Source organism: Shimia sp. CNT1-13L.2, from assembly GCF_024331145.1.
In the GTDB taxonomy this organism is placed as follows: domain Bacteria; phylum Pseudomonadota; class Alphaproteobacteria; order Rhodobacterales; family Rhodobacteraceae; genus Shimia.
Genome location: NZ_JANDJO010000006.1, coordinates 23568 through 39962, shown reverse-complemented (window position 1 = coordinate 39962; position 16395 = coordinate 23568). Strand labels below are relative to the sequence as shown.

The window sequence follows — 16395 nt, the reverse complement described above, 5'->3', positions numbered from 1 at the left end:
GAGGAAGGTCTGGCTCCGGCGGTAGGGATCGAACCTACGACCAATTGATTAACAGTCAACTGCTCTACCGCTGAGCTACGCCGGAACACGAGGCACCGTATAGCCAACGATATTTGCGGCGTCCAGAGGGGGCGTCATATTTTTTTCGTTTTCGTTTCAAAAAGTCAGGTGAGTTCGAAAATGGCTTCTGATTCAAGGGTTTGCTGTGGTCTGACAATGCCTCTTCCTGTCAGGTCGACGAGGTGCGCAAAGACATTTCGCGTCGCGGCCCCCATCAGCGCCGTCGGGGTTTCCGTGTAAATCTGGCAGGCGAGGTCATAGGCTCTGGCCGCGCCTGTCTTGCCAAGGGTCTCCAAAATTTCGCGTTCGCGCCCCTCGCGGTGGGCAATCAGCCAGTCCAACCGGTCGTTCGGCGCTTCGATCGGTGCGCCGTGTCCGGCGTGAAAGACGCGCCACTTTCTTTGGTTGAGGCGGCGACAAGAGGTCATGAAGTCGGTCAAATCCCCGTCGGGGGGCGAAACAAGCGAGCTTGCCCATCCCATGACAAGATCCCCTGTGAAACAGGCATCGCCCCAGGCAAATGCGAGGTGATTACCAAAGTGGCCCGGTGTGTGGATGGCCTCGACTTCCCAGCCGTCGGCCGAGATGATCTCGCCTTCGCGGACAATCTGGTCGGGAACGAACTCTGCATCAACGCCTTCGCCGCCCCCTGCAAGGCCATGCGCCGCGAGATCGGCCATGACGGGGCTACGGCCGGCGAGAACGTCACCAAAGGCCAGAACCGGCGCGCCGGTTGCTTTTGCGAGTTTTCGCGACAGGGGGGAGTGATCCACATGTGCGTGAGTTACAAGGATATGTGAAATCCGCTGATCGCCCGTGATGGACGCAAGGATGGCGTCGAGATGGTCATCAAGGTCAGGGCCGGGATCGATGACGGCGATCTCCTTGGTGCCAAGAAGATAGGTATTGGTACCACGGAAGGTCATCGGCGATGGATTTGGTGCAAGAAGGCGGCGCAGACCGAGTTCCAGATCTTGTGCTACGCCCGCAGGGGGATCGAATTTCAGGATTTCCGCGTCCATAGTCTTTCCTTCCAGTACTGCTCACGGCATGGTTTAGCTCATGAACTTCAGGTGGCTCAAACTCTATTTACCCAGAGGGCTTTATGGTCGCGCGGCGATGATTCTCATCCTGCCGGTCGTGACGCTGCAATTGGTGGTGTCCTTCGTATTCATCCAGCGACATTTCGAGGACGTGACGGAACAGATGACGCGTACTGTTTCGCGTGAACTGGTTCTGCTCATCGATACCCTTGCGCAGTCCGACAAGGGGGGCGACATGGCGGGGTTTGTGCGTCTTGCCGATTCTCTAGAGTACACGGTGGTGCTTGGGGAGCGGCCGCCCCAGGAGGACTTTCGGCGTTGGTACGATTTCTCGGGCCTCGTTGTCATAAGAACCTTGGAAAAACTGGTGCCGTCGGTACGTGGGGTCGAGCTTCCGGACAACAGGAAAATTCTCGTTTATGCCGCGACCGCTCAAGGTTTGGCGACGTTCGAGTTTGACCGCCTGCGCGTTTCTGCGACCAATCCTCACCAGCTTTTGGTGAATATGGTGTTTTTTGGCGGATTGATGACCTTGATTGCTTATGTCTACCTGCGCAATCAGTTGCGCCCGATCACCCGTCTCGCCGCTGCGGCCGAGGCCTTCGGACGCGGGCGGCATGTTGCCTATACTCCTGGCGGCGCGATTGAGGTCAGGTCTGCGGGCAATGCCTTTCTTGATATGCGTGCGCGGATTGAAAGGCAGATTGAACAGCGCACCCTGATGCTTTCCGGAGTGAGCCACGACCTGCGCACCCCCCTGACGCGCCTGAAACTAGGCCTTAGCCTTTTGGATCACGACGAAGCCGAACCCCTTGAGCGGGATGTAGAAGACATGCAGCGTTTGCTTGACGAGTTCCTGAGCTTTGCCCGCGGCGCGCACGAAGGGGAGCCGGAACTTACGGATCCGATCCAGTTCGTCAAAAGTGCCGTAGAAGATGCCGCGCGAGGCGGCACGAATGTGACCGTGGGATCGGTCGAAGGTGCGGGCACGATTCCGCTTCGTGTGGTCGGTATCAAGCGGGCGCTGGAAAATCTGATTGGCAACGGCGTACGCTATGGGAATGCCGTGCGTGTTTCGGTGCGTCTTTCAGATAAGTCACTTCGTATTCGTGTGGAAGATGACGGCCCGGGCATCCCGGCGGAAGCCCGCAGCGAGGCGATCAAGCCCTTTGCCCGCCTTGATCCCGCGCGGAACCAGAACAAGGGAACGGGTGTCGGTCTTGGGCTGTCCATCGCGGCAGATGTCGCGCGTGCCCATGGCGGTGTTCTGCGCCTTGGTGAAAGCGAGGACATGGGCGGGCTTTGCGCCGACATCGTCATTGCGCGGTGATTTCGATTCGGGAAATTTGGTAGGCCCGGCAGGACTTGAACCCGCAACCAAAGCGTTATGAGCGCTCTGCTCTAACCAATTGAGCTACAGGCCCTACCTTGAGGCCCTTTTGCTACCAGAAGCCGCGCCCGCGTCAAGGCTTACCGTTGCCTCTGGTGCAGCTATGGTCTAGTGCCTGCGCAAGCGAAATACGGAGTGGACGATGAGCGACGGCAAGAACGGTATCACCTATGCAGACGCGGGCGTGGATATTGACGCGGGCAACGCCCTTGTGGATCGGATCAAACCGGCAGCGAAGCGCACCATGCGCTCGGGTGTCATGGCGGGCCTTGGCGGGTTCGGGGCATTGTTTGACCTGAAAGATGCGGGCTATGTCGATCCGATCCTCGTTGGTGCGACAGACGGCGTTGGTACCAAGCTGCGCATTGCCATCGATACGGGCAACGTCGATGGCGTGGGTATCGATCTGGTCGCCATGTGTGTGAACGATCTGGTCTGTCAGGGCGCCGAGCCGCTGTTCTTCCTCGACTACTTTGCCACTGGCAAGCTGGAGACCGAAAAGGCCGCGCGTATTATCGAAGGCATTGCCGAAGGCTGTTATCAGTCGGGCTGTGCGCTGATCGGTGGTGAAACTGCGGAAATGCCCGGCATGTATGAAGCGGGCGACTTTGACCTCGCGGGGTTTGCCGTTGGCGCGATGGAGCGTGGCGCGGATCTGCCGGCTGGCGTCAAGGCGGGCGATGTCCTGCTGGGCCTGGGGTCGAATGGTGTTCACTCGAACGGCTATAGCTTGGTGCGTAGGCTGGTTGAAATCTCCGGACTGGGCTGGGATGCCGACTGTCCTTGGGGCGAAGGTACCCTGGGCGAAGCGCTGCTGGCACCGACGCGTCTCTATGTGAAGCAGTCTCTAAATGCCGTGCGGGCAGGGGGCGTGCATGCTCTGGCCCACATCACCGGCGGTGGTCTGACCGAGAACCTGCCGCGCGTGCTGCCTGATGATCTGGGGGCAGACATCGATCTTGGCGCTTGGGATCTGCCGGCGGTTTTCCAATGGCTGGCGAAGACCGGTGGCATGGAAGAAGCAGAAATGCTCAAGACCTTCAACTGTGGCATCGGCATGATCCTTGTCGCGGACGCCGAGCAGGCAGATGCGCTTGCGGCTGGCCTCGAAGAGCAGGGCGAAAGTGTGTTCCGTCTCGGGACCGTCACCGAAGGCGCGGGCATGCGCTTCTCGGGCAAGCTCCTGTGAAGAAACGCGTAGCGATCTTCATCTCCGGGGGCGGTTCCAACATGGTCCGCCTCGTCGAAGATATGCAAAGCGGCGACCACCCGGCAGAGCCCGTTCTTGTGCTTGCCAATGATGCAGAGGCAGGCGGTCTGAAAAAAGCGGCGGACATGGGTGTTGCAACCGCGGTTGTCGACCACCGCCCCTTCAAGGGAGACCGGGAAGCCTTTCAGAAGGCGCTGCAAGCAGAGTTGGACGGGGTTCAGCCCGATATCCTCTGCCTTGCCGGTTTCATGCGTGTCCTGACCGAGAGCTTTGTGGCGCCCTGGGAAGGTCGGATGCTCAATATCCATCCTTCTTTGCTGCCCAAGTACAAGGGGCTTCACACGCATGCCCGAGCGCTTGAGGCTGGGGACGCCGAGCATGGTTGCACGGTGCACCTGGTGACGCCCGCGCTTGACGATGGACCGATGCTTGGTCAGGCCCGTGTGCCGGTTCTCGACGGGGATACCCCCGACGCCTTGGCCGCGCGGGTTTTGACGAAGGAGCACAAGCTTTATCCTGCGGTGCTGCGTAGATTTGCGGCAGGCGACACGAGCTTTCTCGAGCTTTGATGCGACCTTCCGGGGGCGCATTTGCAATTCACCTGTTTTCCCCGTAAGGCTTGCTTCAGGGAATACAGAACAACAAATGAAGACGCCCCGAGTATGAAAACTCTGACCACGACCGAGGAACTGGCCCAGTTTTGTGAACTGGCGCGGACCAAGCCTTATGTAACGATCGACACCGAGTTCCTGCGAGAGCGGACATACTATTCGAAGTTGTGTCTGATCCAGCTTGCGGTGCCCGATCACGACGGCGATGATGCCGTTCTGGTTGATCCTCTGGTGGGCGATCTGTCGCTCGAGCCGCTTTACGAACTGTTTCGGGATACATCTGTCGTCAAGGTGTTCCACGCCGCGCGGCAGGACCTGGAAATCTTCTTTGTTGAGGCCAAGGTTTTCCCTGAGCCGCTGTTTGACACGCAGGTCGCTGCGATGGTCTGTGGTTTTGGTGAACAGGTTGGCTATGAAACCCTAGTTCGCAAGATCGCCAAGCAGGGTCTTGATAAATCGAGCAGATTTACGGATTGGTCGCGCCGTCCCCTGACCGAAGCACAGCAGAAGTACGCGATTGCCGACGTGACACACTTGCGCAAGATCTATGAGTTCCTTGCTGCCAAGATTGCTGAAAATGGCCGTACGCATTGGGTGGCCGAGGAAATCCAGATCCTTACCAATCCCGAAACCTACACAATCCGTCCGTCGGAAGCGTGGAAGCGGGTAAAGACACGTACGACGACACCAAAGTTTCTTGCGGTCGTCAGAGAGCTTGCGCGGTTCCGTGAAGGCTATGCGCAAAGCCGGAATATTCCCCGCAATCGCGTGTTCAAGGATGATGCGCTCATCGAGCTTGCGTCGACGAAGCCTCGCAGCATGCAAGACCTGGGGCGCTCGCGCCTTCTGCTGCGTGAAGCCCGAAAGGGCGAAATCGCAGACGGTATTCTGGCGGCGATCAAGGTTGGCACCGAATGCAAGCCGGAAGACATGCCTCGTGTAGATACCTCGCGTGAAAAGCTTCAGGTTAATCAGGCCTTGGCTGATCTTCTTCGCGTTTTGCTTAAGGCGAAAACCGAGAGTTCCGGTGTGGCGTCCAAGTTGATTGCAACAGCGTCGGATCTGGATCTTATTGCCGCTGGCGAGAGAGATGTGCCGGCACTCAGCGGTTGGCGTCACGAAGTCTTTGGTGAGGAAGCACTTCGCCTGTGCGAAGGGAAAATTGCCCTCGCGGCTAAGGGCAATTCGGTAAAGACCATTCGCTTGAACTGATCAACGGCGGCGCGTTTGACGCGCGTTGCTTTCTCCAACCACCTGAATTGTACGGACGCCCTCAAGCTGCTGATCGGTCATCTGGATCGCACCGGTGAGCAAGCGCGTGGCTTCCGGTCCGCCTTGGGGCGCGCGTGGGTGCTGCACCGCAAGGAAATCAAAGGTGAGTACACCTTTCTCGGGAATACCACCATTGCGGGCCTTCAGTACAACATCATGGGCGCCCTGAACTTTTGCCACCCCTTCTGCGCGGATAATGGCCCCTCCGGGAACACGCTCAACAGCCATTTCCTTGATCTGGAGAACCGGTGTACCTGCGTATTCGGCTTCGGGGCGGCGAAACAGGCTGGTTTCGCGGGTTGGAATAAGGGGATTGATTTCCCTGGCTTCGCCTGCGGGTACAACGACCTCTTCGCTACGGCCAAACCAGTTGAACGGGTTCAGCCGCGTCGAGCAGGCGCTGAGACCCGTCGTTGCAATCAAAATGGCAAAGAGCAGTTTCTTGTTCATCGGCTCGACCTCGTCAACTTTTGCAGGAACAATTATCGTATCCCAAGCCAGTTGAAAAGCATCCATCGGGGGCTGGACCTTTTCCTTTTTGCGGCCTAGTTGAAAAGAAAGCCAAGAGGGAGCAGAACATGGCCACTGCCGCATTCGAAGAGATCGTCGAGGACTTCGAGTTCATCGAGGATTGGGAAGACCGATATCGCCATGTCATCGAGTTGGGCAAGGCGATGGATCCGTTGGATGATGCGCTGAAAGTTCCGGCGACCAAGGTGGATGGCTGTGCCTCCCAGGTCTGGCTGCATCCCAAGATCGAAGGTGGCGTGTTTTCCTTTGATGGGGATAGCGACGCGATGATCGTAAGAGGTTTGATCGCGGTCCTCCGTGCTCTTTATAACGAGTTGCCCGTTGCAGAGGTGGGCAAGGTTGATGCGCGTGCCGAGATGGAACGGCTTGGCATGAACGAACACCTGTCGTCGCAACGCTCAAACGGTCTGCGCGCCATGATCGAACGCATCCGGCTTGTGGCGAGCGAGGCTGCCTGAGACTTCAGGTTTCAGATTTGCGTTTGTAGTGATCGAGTACAAAGAGCCGGATGGCAGTCGCCAGTCCGGTTTCCAATTCGCGTTCGGCATCAATATCGGCCGCCAAGGCGTTGATTGGCTGTTTCTTTTCTTCAGCGATATCTTTGAAGGCATTCCAGAAGGCATCTTCAAGCGAGACGCTGGTGCGGTGGCCGCGGAGCGTAAGGGAACGTTTGACAGGACGCGCGTTCATGGTTCTTCACGCTTGTGATCGTCGATGCGCCGGATGGATTTTTCGCGCTCTGCCGTTTCGCGTTGTTTCTCGGCCTTCGTCCGGCCGAATTTTACCGCGTTTTCGTCAGCGCGGGCCTTTTTCTCGGCCCGCGCTTTTTGTTTTCTGAACCGGTTCAGATTGACCGGCTCTGACATCAGTCTTTCGGCCCGATCATCTGCTCGGGGCGCACAACCGCGTCGAAGGTGGCTTCGTCAACAAAGCCAAGCGCGATGGCTTCTTCCTTGAGCGTGGTGCCGTTCTTGTGGGCGGTCTTGGCAACGGTGGTTGCGTTGTCATAGCCGATGGTGGGTGCCAGGGCGGTGACCAGCATCAGCGACTCTTTCATCAGTTTGTCGATGCGCGGCTCGTTGGCCTTGATGCCCAGCAGCATACGCTCGGTAAAGCTGTCTGCGACGTCGCCCAGCAGCTGCATGGATTGCAGCAGGTTGTAGGACATCATCGGGTTGTAGACGTTCAGCTCGAAGTGGCCCTGCGAACCAGCAAAGGTCATCGCGGCGTTGTTGCCCATGACATGCGCGGCAACCTGCGTCATCGCTTCGGCCTGGGTCGGGTTGACCTTGCCCGGCATGATCGACGAGCCGGGTTCGTTCTCTGGCAGGATCAGTTCGCCAAGGCCCGAACGGGGGCCCGAGCCGAGGAAGCGGATGTCGTTGGCGATCTTGTACATCGCACCGGCAACGGTTGCCAGAGCGCCGGACATGAAGACCATCGCGTCATGTGCTGCCAGAGCTTCGAACTTGTTGGGGGCCGTCACGAAGGGAAGGCCGGTGATTTCTGCCATGTTCGCGGCAACGGCTTCGCCCCAGCCTTTCTGGGTGTTCAGGCCGGTGCCAACCGCGGTGCCGCCTTGTGCGAGCTCATAGATGCCGGGCAGGGCGGCTTCGACGCGGGCAATGCCCTGACGGATCTGGTGGGCGTAGCCGCCGAATTCCTGGCCCAGGGTCAGCGGAGTCGCGTCCTGGGTGTGGGTGCGGCCGATCTTGATGATGTCCTTGAATTCTTCGGACTTCTGCTCGAGGCCCGCAGCCAGCTTGTTCAGGCCGGGAAGCAGAACGTCACGCACGGTCATCGCGGCGGCGATATGCATCGCGGTCGGGAAAGTGTCGTTCGAGGACTGGCCCATGTTGCAGTGATCGTTGGGGTGAACCGGATCCTTGGACCCAATTACGCCGCCGAGGATTTCGATGGCACGGTTGGCGATCACCTCGTTCGAGTTCATGTTCGACTGGGTGCCAGACCCCGTCTGCCAGACGACGAGCGGGAAGTTGTCGTCAAACTTGCCCGCAACCACTTCGCTTGCGGCCTGAATGACGGCGTCTGCAATCTTTGCGTCCATCTTGCCGGTTGCCTTGTTCTGCATTGCGCAGGCCTGTTTGATCACGCCCAGCGCGCGGACGATGGCGACGGGCTGCTTTTCCCAGCCAATGGGGAAGTTCATGATCGAGCGTTGGGTCTGGGCGCCCCAATACTTGTCGGAGGGCACCTCGAGAGGGCCAAAGCTGTCGGTTTCGGTGCGGGTGTTGGTCATCGGTCAGGCTCCGTAACAGTGTCAGCCCGTTTCATAGAGAAACCGGCGAGAATTTCAATGCGGTATACAGTGGAATACAATGGGCGTTAGGCGGCAAATTGGCCCAGTCGCAGGATTTATCCCTTGCGGAAGCTGTCAAGGCTGACAACGTCGGCTTCTTTGCGTTCGGGTTCGTCCTCTGCTTCGATCTCGTCTTCTTCGACAATGTCTTCCAGATCTTCGAGATCATCGTCATCGTCCTGCGTTTCAAAGCGCAGACCGAACTCGACCGAGGGATCAACGAAGGTCTTGATGGCATCGTAGGGAATGTAGAGCGGTTCCGGAGAGTCGCCGAAGTTCAGCGTGACCGAGAACCCTTCGTCGGTGACATGCAGGTTTTCATACCAGTGCTGCATGACGACGGTCATTTCGCCGGGGTAACGATCCACCAGCCAATCCGCGATCTGAACGTCGGGGTGGTGGGTGTCAAAGGTGATGAAAAAGTGATGCTCACCCGGAAGACCGTTCTTTTCAACGTCGCATAACACATCCTGAATCAGGCTGCGCATGGCACGGTGCATAAGGTTTCCGTAGTCGATAGTTCGGGGCATCGGTTCACCATTGGATGATCTGTCTCCCACCATAGAAGATTCGGAGGGAAACAAAAGAGAGGCAGGCAAATTTTACGTGGCCTGTACGGGATTAATTTACGTAAGGGAAATTCCGGTTGCGAGCACCGCCATGGCGGCGAGAGTTGCCAGAAGGGGCAGCCTTAAAGCGAGCAGAAGAAGCGCGGCAACGCCTGCAAGGAAAGCTGGCATCATCGCGAAACTGTCAAGTTTCGGGACCGCGCCAAAGACTGTTTGGGACACTTCGTCGAACAGGAAGTGCATTGCAAACCAAAGGCTTAGGTTTGCGATGACGCCAAGTACGGCGGCAGAAATCATTTTCAGAGCGCCTGTGAGCCTGGGTTGAGAAAGCAGGTTTTCCACGTAAGGAGCCGCTGAGAAGATCCAGAGAAAACACGGTGTGAAGGTGCACCATAAGGTGAGAAGGCCTGCCAGGATCGCCAGCGAAAGGCCGCCTTGGGCGTTGCCTGCAAGGATACCGGTGAACTGGGTGACGAGGATGAGCGGACCGGGAGTCGTTTCAGCAAGGCCGAGAGCGTCCATCATTTGGGCAGTTTCCAGCCACTGATAGTCGTTCACCACGGCCTGAACCATATAGGCAAGCACTGCGTAGGCACCTCCGAAGGTGACCACGGCCAGTTTCGAGAAAAACAGGGCGAGAGTCAGCAGGAACTGGTGGTCCAGCATCCATACCAACAGGATGGGGGCAGCCCAGAGACCGGCCCAGGTCAACACGGTCGAAAGGGGCCGATTGTGCATCGGTGACGCGGGCGCGTCAGAACTTACCTCGGGTTGTGCAAGCAGGGCGCCCAATACACCCGCAAGCAGGATCACCGCCGGGAAAGGCAGGAGGCCCGTGTAAAGGCAGAGGAAACTGAGTGCCGCAACGATCAGGTTTAGCGCTCCGTTCAACACCTTGAAAGACAGGCGAAACATCGCCTGAACTATGATCGCGATCACCGTTGCCTGAATGCCCAGAAAGGCCGCCTCAACAGCGGGGACCGAACCGAAGGCAATATAGAGGTAGGCCAGTAAAGAAATGGTAAGCGCGCCGGGCAGAACGAAAAGCAGGCCACCGATTAGCCCGCCGGGGACACCGCGTAGCTTCCAGCCGGCGTAGGTGGCAAGTTGCATCGCTTCGGGGCCGGGAAGGAACATGCAGAAGGACAGGGCACCAAGAAACTGCTCTTCCTTGATCCAGCCGGTGCGATCGACCAATTCGCGGTGCATCAGGCTGATCTGGGCCGCAGGCCCGCCAAAGGACAGGATGCCGATGCGGCCAAAGACGCGGAAGAGGTCGGGCAGTGTCGGTGTGGTGCTCATGTAGGGCAAGCAACACGGTGTCGCGATTCACGCAAGCAAAATCGGTGACAGGATCAGCCGATGGCCTGTCCCGTGAGGCAAAGGGCCATGGATTGCTCGGGCAGGAGATCGAGTTGTTCAAAGAAGCCCATGAAATCAAAGCAATTGTAGGTTTCGACCATTGTATCCCCCTCGAAACGGGCAAAAAGCTGACCGGTGGCGAAGACGGGTTTTCCGGTGGCGGAAACGGTGGCATTGACGGACAAGAGCGCCGCGGCCCAATCGCCGTCTTCCATGACCTTGTCGAGGGTGAATTTCGGGCTGTCGACCAGTTCGAGGAACATCGGGACAAGTTCGCGAAACTCGGTAGGGCCCATGCGCATTTCGGGGATTAGCCCGGCGGCCTGGGTGTCTGGAGCGAACAGTTCATCTATTGCTTCAAGTTCGCCCTCGCGCCAGACGCGACGATACCATTCTTCCAGAATTTCTTTTTTTCCCATTGGGTTAAATGCTCCTGTGCAGGTCGCGCAAGAAGCAGGCTAAGCCAGAGGTCTGAGGATTTGGTTAAGGGAAATGAGTGCAGGTTTCTGTTGCCAGGTACCTGCGAACCCCGCCTGACGCGGCTAGGCATCAGGGCTTAAAGTCGGTTCGACTCGAACTGCTTACGCAGCCAGAGCAACCGGAGCACGATTGTCGTTTGCAATTGTACTAGTTTCGCCGATAACGGTGGCAGACAGCCGAGACAAAGCTAACCCCTTTAGACGTTCGTCGATCCTATTTCGGCCCCTTGATCCCCAAACGAAGGATGTTGGTGGAGCCGCCGGGTACCGCCCCCGGGTCCGATCCGCTTATTATGAGCGCGTTTATGTCCATAGTTCCCGAGGGAACAGGGCTTAGATAGGCGGCAATCGGGGCGGTTGCAAGGGGTTTGAGGGCTGTCGTGTTAACGGTGAAACCCACGTCGGTATTGCGTCGGTATCATGTCGGTATTGCGGAGGTGCGCCGTCGGGGAATCGCAAAACCCTAATGGAAAGTGCGGTGATTTCCAGCAGTTACCAATTCAATAACCGGATGGGCCTTGGGCGTTCGGGTCGTGGGATTCCGTGCCCGTCAGGGGCGGGTTAAAGACGCTCACCAGAACAAGATCGCCCGCATCATCGGCGGTGAGGACATGTTCATCGTGTTGGTCGAGCGCATAGAGGGTGCCCGGTTCAATGCGATGTGTTCTGCCGCCGCTGCTGACCCAGCCTGCGCCCTGAATGCAGTAGCAGGCCTCGAGATGGTTTTCGTATTTCAACTCGGTAGAGGTGCCCGCGAAAACGATCGTGTGGCACAGGGTGAAACCCATGCCGTCGGATTCCACCAAAAAGCGGTGGCTGGTGCCGTTGCCCCAGTGGACGAACCTGTCGGTCTGTTCGATGTCAGTGCGCTTGCGGATGATCATCGGGGCGCTCGTTTCATTTGGCCGTGCGCGCTTCACGCGCTTTCATGGCCTCTTCACCCAGTTGCAGGGTGTAGGCCGTGAGTTCCGCAAGGGCTGTGTCTGCGTCTTCGGCATTCCGGGCTTCGAGGGCGTCGGCGATGCGGGTGTGCAGGCCGACGATCATCTCGCGGTTGCGTTCGGTGAAGGTGATCATGTTCATCAGCGGCTGCATGGCCTCGACCGCGCCGGCAAGTTGATAGGAGAGTACGGGGTTGTCGGCGCCATCGACCAGTGCGCGGTGAAAGGCGACGTCACTGTCGCAGAAACTCTCGTCGGTCAGGCCGGGTTGGGACTGGCGGTGAATCTCGGCGCGCATGGTGGCGAGGTGGTCGGGTGAGCGGCGCTTGGCGGACATCGGGGCGCAGGCCCGTTCAAGGGCATAGCGGGCTTCGCAGGCGGTTTCGAAATCCACTGCGTTCATCGACAGAAGAAGTGTCGAGGTGGTGATGTGGTTGGCGTAGGCGTCTTCATAGGACAGACGGCGCACGAAGGCGCCGCCGGACGCGCCGCGTTGGGTGCGGATCAGGTTCTGGGCTGCAAGGCGTTTCAAGGCTTCGCGCACGGTGGGGCGCGAGACGTCGAACTGTTCGGACAGTTCCGCCTCGGACGGCAGGCGTTCGTCGACGTCCATCTCTCCGTTGATGATGGAGTCGCGGATCGCCTTGGCAATCTGGGCAGAGAGGTCGGCGCGGCTTTTGGGGTCTATTTTCATTTGTCTGACATTTATTGTTTGATCTGAGTTTAATTGTCTGACAATTTAAATACAAGGATTGAGTCGTCGGAGAGACTGCCGTGGTAGCAGCGCGCATCAGAGCTATGACCGGTTGGCACTGGCTTGCCCTGTTCGGGGGCATTCTGGCGGCATGGGCGGTGCTTTTCGCGATGGCCCTGCCTGCCGAAATGCGCGAGGCGGGCATGATCTATGGGGCGGAGTTCTGGGAGAGCCTGTGCACGGTGACGCCGGATGCGGCCGGATTCCTGCGCGTGTTCCTGATGTGGGTCCTGATGTCGGCGGCGATGATGGCGCCGACCGCATTGCCCGCTTTCGCGACCTATGAAGAGCTGAGCAAAACCACGTCCAGCGGGCGGTTTGCGCATCTGGTCTGGGGCTATCTCGTGGTCTGGATCGGGTTTTCGGTGATTGCCGCGTCGGTGCAGATGGCGCTTTTCGCAGCTGATCTGGTCACGACCTTTGGTGACAGCCGTTCGGTGCTCTTGTCGGCCTTCTTGCTTTTGGTCGCGGGCGGTTACCAGTTTTCGACCGTCAAGGAAGCCTGCCTGAGCAAGTGCCGCGCGCCGATGATGTTTTTCATGCAGCACTGGGACGAGGGGGCGCTGCGCAATGGGGTGCGGCTTGGGCTGGTCTGCCTGGGATGCTGCTGGGCGCTGATGCTGCTGGCGTTTGTCGGCGGGGTTATGAACATCGCTTTCATGGGGCTGGCGACAGTGATCATGGTTTTGGAGAAACTGCCCGATATCGGGCGTTGGGTGACACGGCCGCTTGGGTTCGCGCTTATTGGAGGCGCGGTCTTTGTCGGGGTGGGCGCCTTTTGAATTGTGAGATGAGGAGGAAAGCCAATGGCATCTGATCGTATCGAGGCGCCTGTCAAGATTGACAACCGCCACCCGGAGGCCGCGAAGTCGGGTCTCGGCACCATTCCATGGGGCATCAAGGGCGAATTGATCCTGAACTGTAACTGTACGGTGTTCTGCCCCTGCGTTGTGTCGCTGGGTCTGCATCCGCCGACAGAGGGCCACTGCCAGACCTGGGGTGGTGTGCGGATCGACGAAGGCCATTATGGCGACGTGGACCTGTCGGGGCTGAACATCGGTCTGCTGATCGAGATCCCGGGCATGATGAGCCGCGGCAACTGGAAAGTCGCGCTGTTCATCGACGAACGCGCCAGCACCGAAGCCTATAACGCGCTGATCGACATCTTCTCGGGCAAGGCCAAGGGCACGACCGGTCTTTTCAGCGTTCTGGTCGGCGAGATCATCGGCGTTGAGCGTCAGCCGGTCAGCTATGAGACCGACGGCAAGACCCGCCACATCACCGTGGGCCGCAAGATCGACGGCGTTGTCTTCCCGGTGGAAGGCAAGGACAAGGACGAAGAGATCGTCATCAAGAACACCAAGTACTGGATGGGTCCGGACATCACCGTGGCCACCGCGTCGAAGGGCCGTGTACGCGCCTATGGCCGGGTCTGGGACTTTGATGGACGGTCGGCCGAGATCTGCCAAATTGATTGGCACGGTCCGCGCTGATCCAGAGGTAGGTACGGCGGAGCGGGAAGACATTCCCGGTCCGTCGGAAACGCAAGCGAACAACGAGCGGCCGCTTTTGGAGCGGGACCGCTGGAGATTGACAGATGGCCATGATCTTTCCATCGCGCCGGGTGCGGCGTACGCCATTCAGTGAGGGTGTCAAAGCGGCTGGCATGACCGTTTGCACGGTATACAACCGCATGATCCTGCCCTCGGTCTTTGCCTCGCAGGAGGAAGACTATCGTCACCTCAAGACCCATGTGCAGGTCTGGGACGTGTCCTGTGAACGCCAGGTGGCGGTGCAGGGGCCGGACGCGCGCAAGCTTCTGGATATGCTGAGCCCGCGTGATCTAGACAAGATGGCGGCGGACCAGTGCTTTTACATGCCGGCGATTGATCGCAACGGCGGTATGCTCAACGATCCGGTGCTGGTGAAACTGGCCGAGGATCATTTCTGGATCTCCATCGCGGACAGCGACTACCTGCAATACGTGGCGGGGGTGGCGGATGCCCTTGGGCTGGACGTGCGTGTTTGGGAGCCTGACGTCAGCCCGCTGGCGGTGCAGGGGCCGAAGGCGGATGAGCTGATGGCGCGGGTCTTTGGCGATGCCGTGCGGGATATCCGTTTCTTCCGTTACAAGAAGCTGGCTTTCGAGGGCCGCGAGATGGTTGTCGCGCGCTCGGGTTATTCCAAGCAGGGCGGTTTCGAAATCTACCTCGACGGTTCGGACTATGGCATGCCGCTGTGGGACGCGCTGTTCAAGGCAGGCGAAGACCTTGAGGTGCGGGCCGGGTGCCCGTCGACGATGGAGCGCACAGAGGGTGGTTTGCTGAGTTATGGCAACGACATGAACCAGAACAACACGCCTTTCGAGATCGGGTTGGGCAAGTTCGTGAATTCGCCCAAGGACTATATCGGCAAGGCGGGCCTGATGGCGCGGTCCCAGCCGGAGCGTCAGATCCGGGCGGTCGAGATCGGTGGAGAGATCCCGCTGATCGACAAGGAATGGCCGCTTCTGGCGGATGGCAAATGGGTTGGGCAGGTCACGACGGCGGCATGGTCGCCGGATTTCCAGACCAACGTGTCGATTGCCATGGTCGAAAAGTCCCATTGGGACGCTGGCACCAAGCTGGAAGTGGAAACGCCGGACGGGATGCGTCCGGCAGAAGTGAAGGCGCAGTTCTGGGCCTGAGACATGCGTCTGCGGGGTTCGGCTCGCGGCGTGGAATTTGGATGAGATGAAGCCGGGGCGCAGGCCGCGGTCAAGAGTGGGAGATAGACATGTTCAACGCATTGATCATGGAACAGAACGAAGAGGGCCTGGCGTCGGCGTCGATCAAGGAGATCGGTGAGGAACAGTTGCCCGAGGGCAATGTCACCGTGGCCGTCGAGTATTCGACGGTGAACTACAAGGACGGGCTGTGCCTTTCGGCGAAGGGGGGCGGCCTTGTGCGCAACTATCCCCACGTGCCGGGCATCGACTTTGCCGGAACCGTCGAGTCGTCGGACGATGATCGCTACAAGCCGGGTGACAAGGTTGTTCTGACCGGCTGGCGTGTTGGTGAGATGCACTGGGGTGGCTATGCCCAGAAGGCGCGTGTGAATGCCGACTGGCTTGTGCCGCTGCCCGAGGGTCTGAGCCCGCAGCAGGCGATGGCCGTGGGGACCGCTGGTTTCACCTCGATGCTGGCTGTGATGGCGCTGGAAGACCACGGGCTGAAGCCTGGCAATGGTCCGGTTCTGGTGACCGGCGCGGCAGGTGGTGTGGGGTCGGTTGCGACCGCGATCCTCGCCAACCTTGGTTATGAAGTTGCCGGCGTCACCGGCCGTCCGGACACCGAGGACTATCTGAAATCGCTGGGTGCGACGCAGATCGTTCCGCGTGAAGAGCTGAACGAGACCACCAAGCGTCCGCTTGAGAAAGAGACATGGGCGGGTTGTGTGGATGCCGTGGGCGGCGACATGCTGGCGCGTGTTCTGGGCCAGATGCAGTATGGTGCGAGCGTTTCGGCCGTGGGTCTTGCCGGTGGTGCCGGTCTGCCTGCCACGGTGATTCCGTTCCTGCTGCGCGGTGTGAACCTGCTGGGCATCGACTCGGTGATGCAGCCTTACGACAACCGCCTGCGCGCGTGGGAGCGGATTGCCAAGGACCTGCCGATGGACAAGCTTGAGGCGATGATCCGTCCGGCGGTTCTTTCGGACCTGCCGCAGCTTGGCGCCGATATCCTCAAGGGTCAGGTGCAGGGCCGCGTTGTTGTTGACGTGAACGCATAAGGGCAATCCGGGCCGCGGGGTTGACCGCCGCCCGGTTCCCGACTTAGGGTGCAACGCATGATGTACCTGAACCAAACCCCTTTCT

At 59.1% G+C, this 16395-nt stretch carries 19 protein-coding genes, 2 tRNA genes and 1 other RNA gene; 9 read left to right on the top strand and 13 right to left on the bottom strand.

Translation table 11 applies throughout. From position 1 onward, the window contains the following. Positions 1 to 10 precede the first annotated feature (10 nt). Positions 11 to 85, bottom strand: a tRNA-Asn gene (locus tag NNA36_RS13705). Between the two features lie 79 nt (positions 86 to 164). Then, a complete protein-coding gene (locus tag NNA36_RS13700) occupies positions 165 to 1082 on the bottom strand; it encodes an MBL fold metallo-hydrolase (protein ID WP_255107943.1) in 918 nt (305 codons plus the stop codon). Positions 1083 to 1122: 40 nt separating this feature from the next. Here NNA36_RS13700 and NNA36_RS13695 point away from each other — a divergent pair, with 40 nt between their 5' ends. After that, positions 1123 to 2433 carry an ATP-binding protein gene (locus NNA36_RS13695; protein WP_255107941.1) on the top strand — a complete coding sequence of 437 codons (1311 nt, stop codon included), beginning with the start codon at positions 1123 to 1125 and terminating at the stop codon, positions 2431 to 2433. Between the two features lie 17 nt (positions 2434 to 2450). Here the strand turns inward: NNA36_RS13695 and NNA36_RS13690 are convergent. Then, a tRNA-Ile gene (locus NNA36_RS13690) sits at positions 2451 to 2527 on the bottom strand. Between the two features lie 108 nt (positions 2528 to 2635). Here NNA36_RS13690 and purM point away from each other — a divergent pair. From purM to rnd, 3 genes are all read left to right on the top strand, one after another. Further along, positions 2636 to 3682: a phosphoribosylformylglycinamidine cyclo-ligase gene (gene purM, locus NNA36_RS13685; protein ID WP_255107938.1), complete on the top strand. Its 1047-nt coding sequence runs from the start codon at positions 2636 to 2638 to the stop codon at positions 3680 to 3682. Then, entirely contained in the window at positions 3679 to 4272 is a 594-nt protein-coding gene (gene purN / locus NNA36_RS13680; protein WP_255107937.1) for a phosphoribosylglycinamide formyltransferase, read from the top strand. The genes purM and purN overlap by 4 nt, the downstream gene beginning before the upstream one ends. 93 nt (positions 4273 to 4365) lie before the next feature. Continuing rightward, a complete protein-coding gene (rnd, locus tag NNA36_RS13675; protein ID WP_255107935.1) occupies positions 4366 to 5526 on the top strand; it encodes a ribonuclease D in 1161 nt (386 codons plus the stop codon). Here the strand turns inward: rnd and NNA36_RS13670 are convergent, their stop codons facing one another. Next, entirely contained in the window at positions 5527 to 6180 is a 654-nt protein-coding gene (locus NNA36_RS13670) for a hypothetical protein (RefSeq protein WP_255107933.1), read from the bottom strand. Between NNA36_RS13670 and NNA36_RS13665 the strand changes: the two genes are divergently transcribed. Further along, a complete protein-coding gene (locus tag NNA36_RS13665) occupies positions 6165 to 6575 on the top strand; it encodes a SufE family protein (protein WP_255107931.1) in 411 nt (136 codons plus the stop codon). The genes NNA36_RS13670 and NNA36_RS13665 overlap by 16 nt on opposite strands. A gap of 4 nt (positions 6576 to 6579) precedes the next feature. On the opposite strand, the gene NNA36_RS13660 is transcribed toward NNA36_RS13665, so the two are convergent. The 9 genes from NNA36_RS13660 to NNA36_RS13620 form a co-directional block, all read right to left on the bottom strand. Continuing rightward, positions 6580 to 6807 (bottom strand): ribbon-helix-helix domain-containing protein, encoded by a 228-nt coding sequence (locus tag NNA36_RS13660; RefSeq protein WP_255107929.1) that lies wholly within the window; start codon positions 6805 to 6807, stop codon positions 6580 to 6582. Further along, positions 6804 to 6983: a DUF4169 family protein gene (locus NNA36_RS13655; RefSeq protein WP_255107927.1), complete on the bottom strand. Its 180-nt coding sequence runs from the start codon at positions 6981 to 6983 to the stop codon at positions 6804 to 6806. Before NNA36_RS13655 ends, NNA36_RS13660 begins: the two co-directional genes overlap by 4 nt. Next, positions 6983 to 8377 carry a class II fumarate hydratase gene (fumC, locus tag NNA36_RS13650; protein WP_255107926.1) on the bottom strand — a complete coding sequence of 465 codons (1395 nt, stop codon included), beginning with the start codon at positions 8375 to 8377 and terminating at the stop codon, positions 6983 to 6985. Before fumC ends, NNA36_RS13655 begins: the two co-directional genes overlap by 1 nt. Positions 8378 to 8493: 116 nt before the next feature. Then, complete coding sequence (locus NNA36_RS13645) at positions 8494 to 8967, bottom strand: SspB family protein (RefSeq protein ID WP_255107925.1); 474 nt, start codon at positions 8965 to 8967, stop codon at positions 8494 to 8496. A 96-nt stretch (positions 8968 to 9063) separates the two neighbouring features. Beyond that, the gene (chrA, locus tag NNA36_RS13640) at positions 9064 to 10308 is read right to left on the bottom strand and encodes a chromate efflux transporter (RefSeq protein WP_255107924.1); all 1245 of its coding nucleotides are present in this window, start codon (positions 10306 to 10308) and stop codon (positions 9064 to 9066) included. Positions 10309 to 10361: 53 nt separating this feature from the next. Beyond that, positions 10362 to 10787, bottom strand: a complete 426-nt coding sequence (locus tag NNA36_RS13635; RefSeq protein ID WP_255107923.1) for an ester cyclase — start codon at positions 10785 to 10787, stop codon at positions 10362 to 10364. 76 nt (positions 10788 to 10863) lie between these two features. Beyond that, positions 10864 to 11214: a transfer-messenger RNA gene (ssrA, locus tag NNA36_RS13630) on the bottom strand. 133 nt (positions 11215 to 11347) lie between these two features. Further along, the gene (locus NNA36_RS13625) at positions 11348 to 11731 is read right to left on the bottom strand and encodes an ectoine synthase (protein WP_255107922.1); all 384 of its coding nucleotides are present in this window, start codon (positions 11729 to 11731) and stop codon (positions 11348 to 11350) included. A gap of 13 nt (positions 11732 to 11744) precedes the next feature. Further along, a complete protein-coding gene (locus NNA36_RS13620; RefSeq protein WP_255107921.1) occupies positions 11745 to 12482 on the bottom strand; it encodes a FadR/GntR family transcriptional regulator in 738 nt (245 codons plus the stop codon). A gap of 104 nt (positions 12483 to 12586) precedes the next feature. On the opposite strand from NNA36_RS13620, the gene NNA36_RS13615 reads away from it, so the two are divergent. The 4 genes from NNA36_RS13615 to acuI all read left to right on the top strand — a co-directional run bounded on the left by NNA36_RS13615 (position 12587) and on the right by acuI (position 16310). After that, positions 12587 to 13324: a DUF2182 domain-containing protein gene (locus tag NNA36_RS13615; RefSeq protein WP_255108324.1), complete on the top strand. Its 738-nt coding sequence runs from the start codon at positions 12587 to 12589 to the stop codon at positions 13322 to 13324. A gap of 24 nt (positions 13325 to 13348) precedes the next feature. Continuing rightward, on the top strand, positions 13349 to 14035 hold the full coding sequence (locus NNA36_RS13610; RefSeq protein ID WP_255107915.1) for a DUF1326 domain-containing protein: 687 nt from the start codon (positions 13349 to 13351) through the stop codon (positions 14033 to 14035). Between the two features lie 104 nt (positions 14036 to 14139). Further along, positions 14140 to 15228, top strand: a complete 1089-nt coding sequence (locus tag NNA36_RS13605; protein ID WP_255107913.1) for a dimethylsulfoniopropionate demethylase — start codon at positions 14140 to 14142, stop codon at positions 15226 to 15228. An 89-nt stretch (positions 15229 to 15317) separates the two neighbouring features. Continuing rightward, positions 15318 to 16310, top strand: coding sequence for an acryloyl-CoA reductase (gene acuI, locus NNA36_RS13600; protein WP_255107912.1), 993 nt, complete (start codon positions 15318 to 15320; stop codon positions 16308 to 16310). Positions 16311 to 16395: the final 85 nt, after the last annotated feature.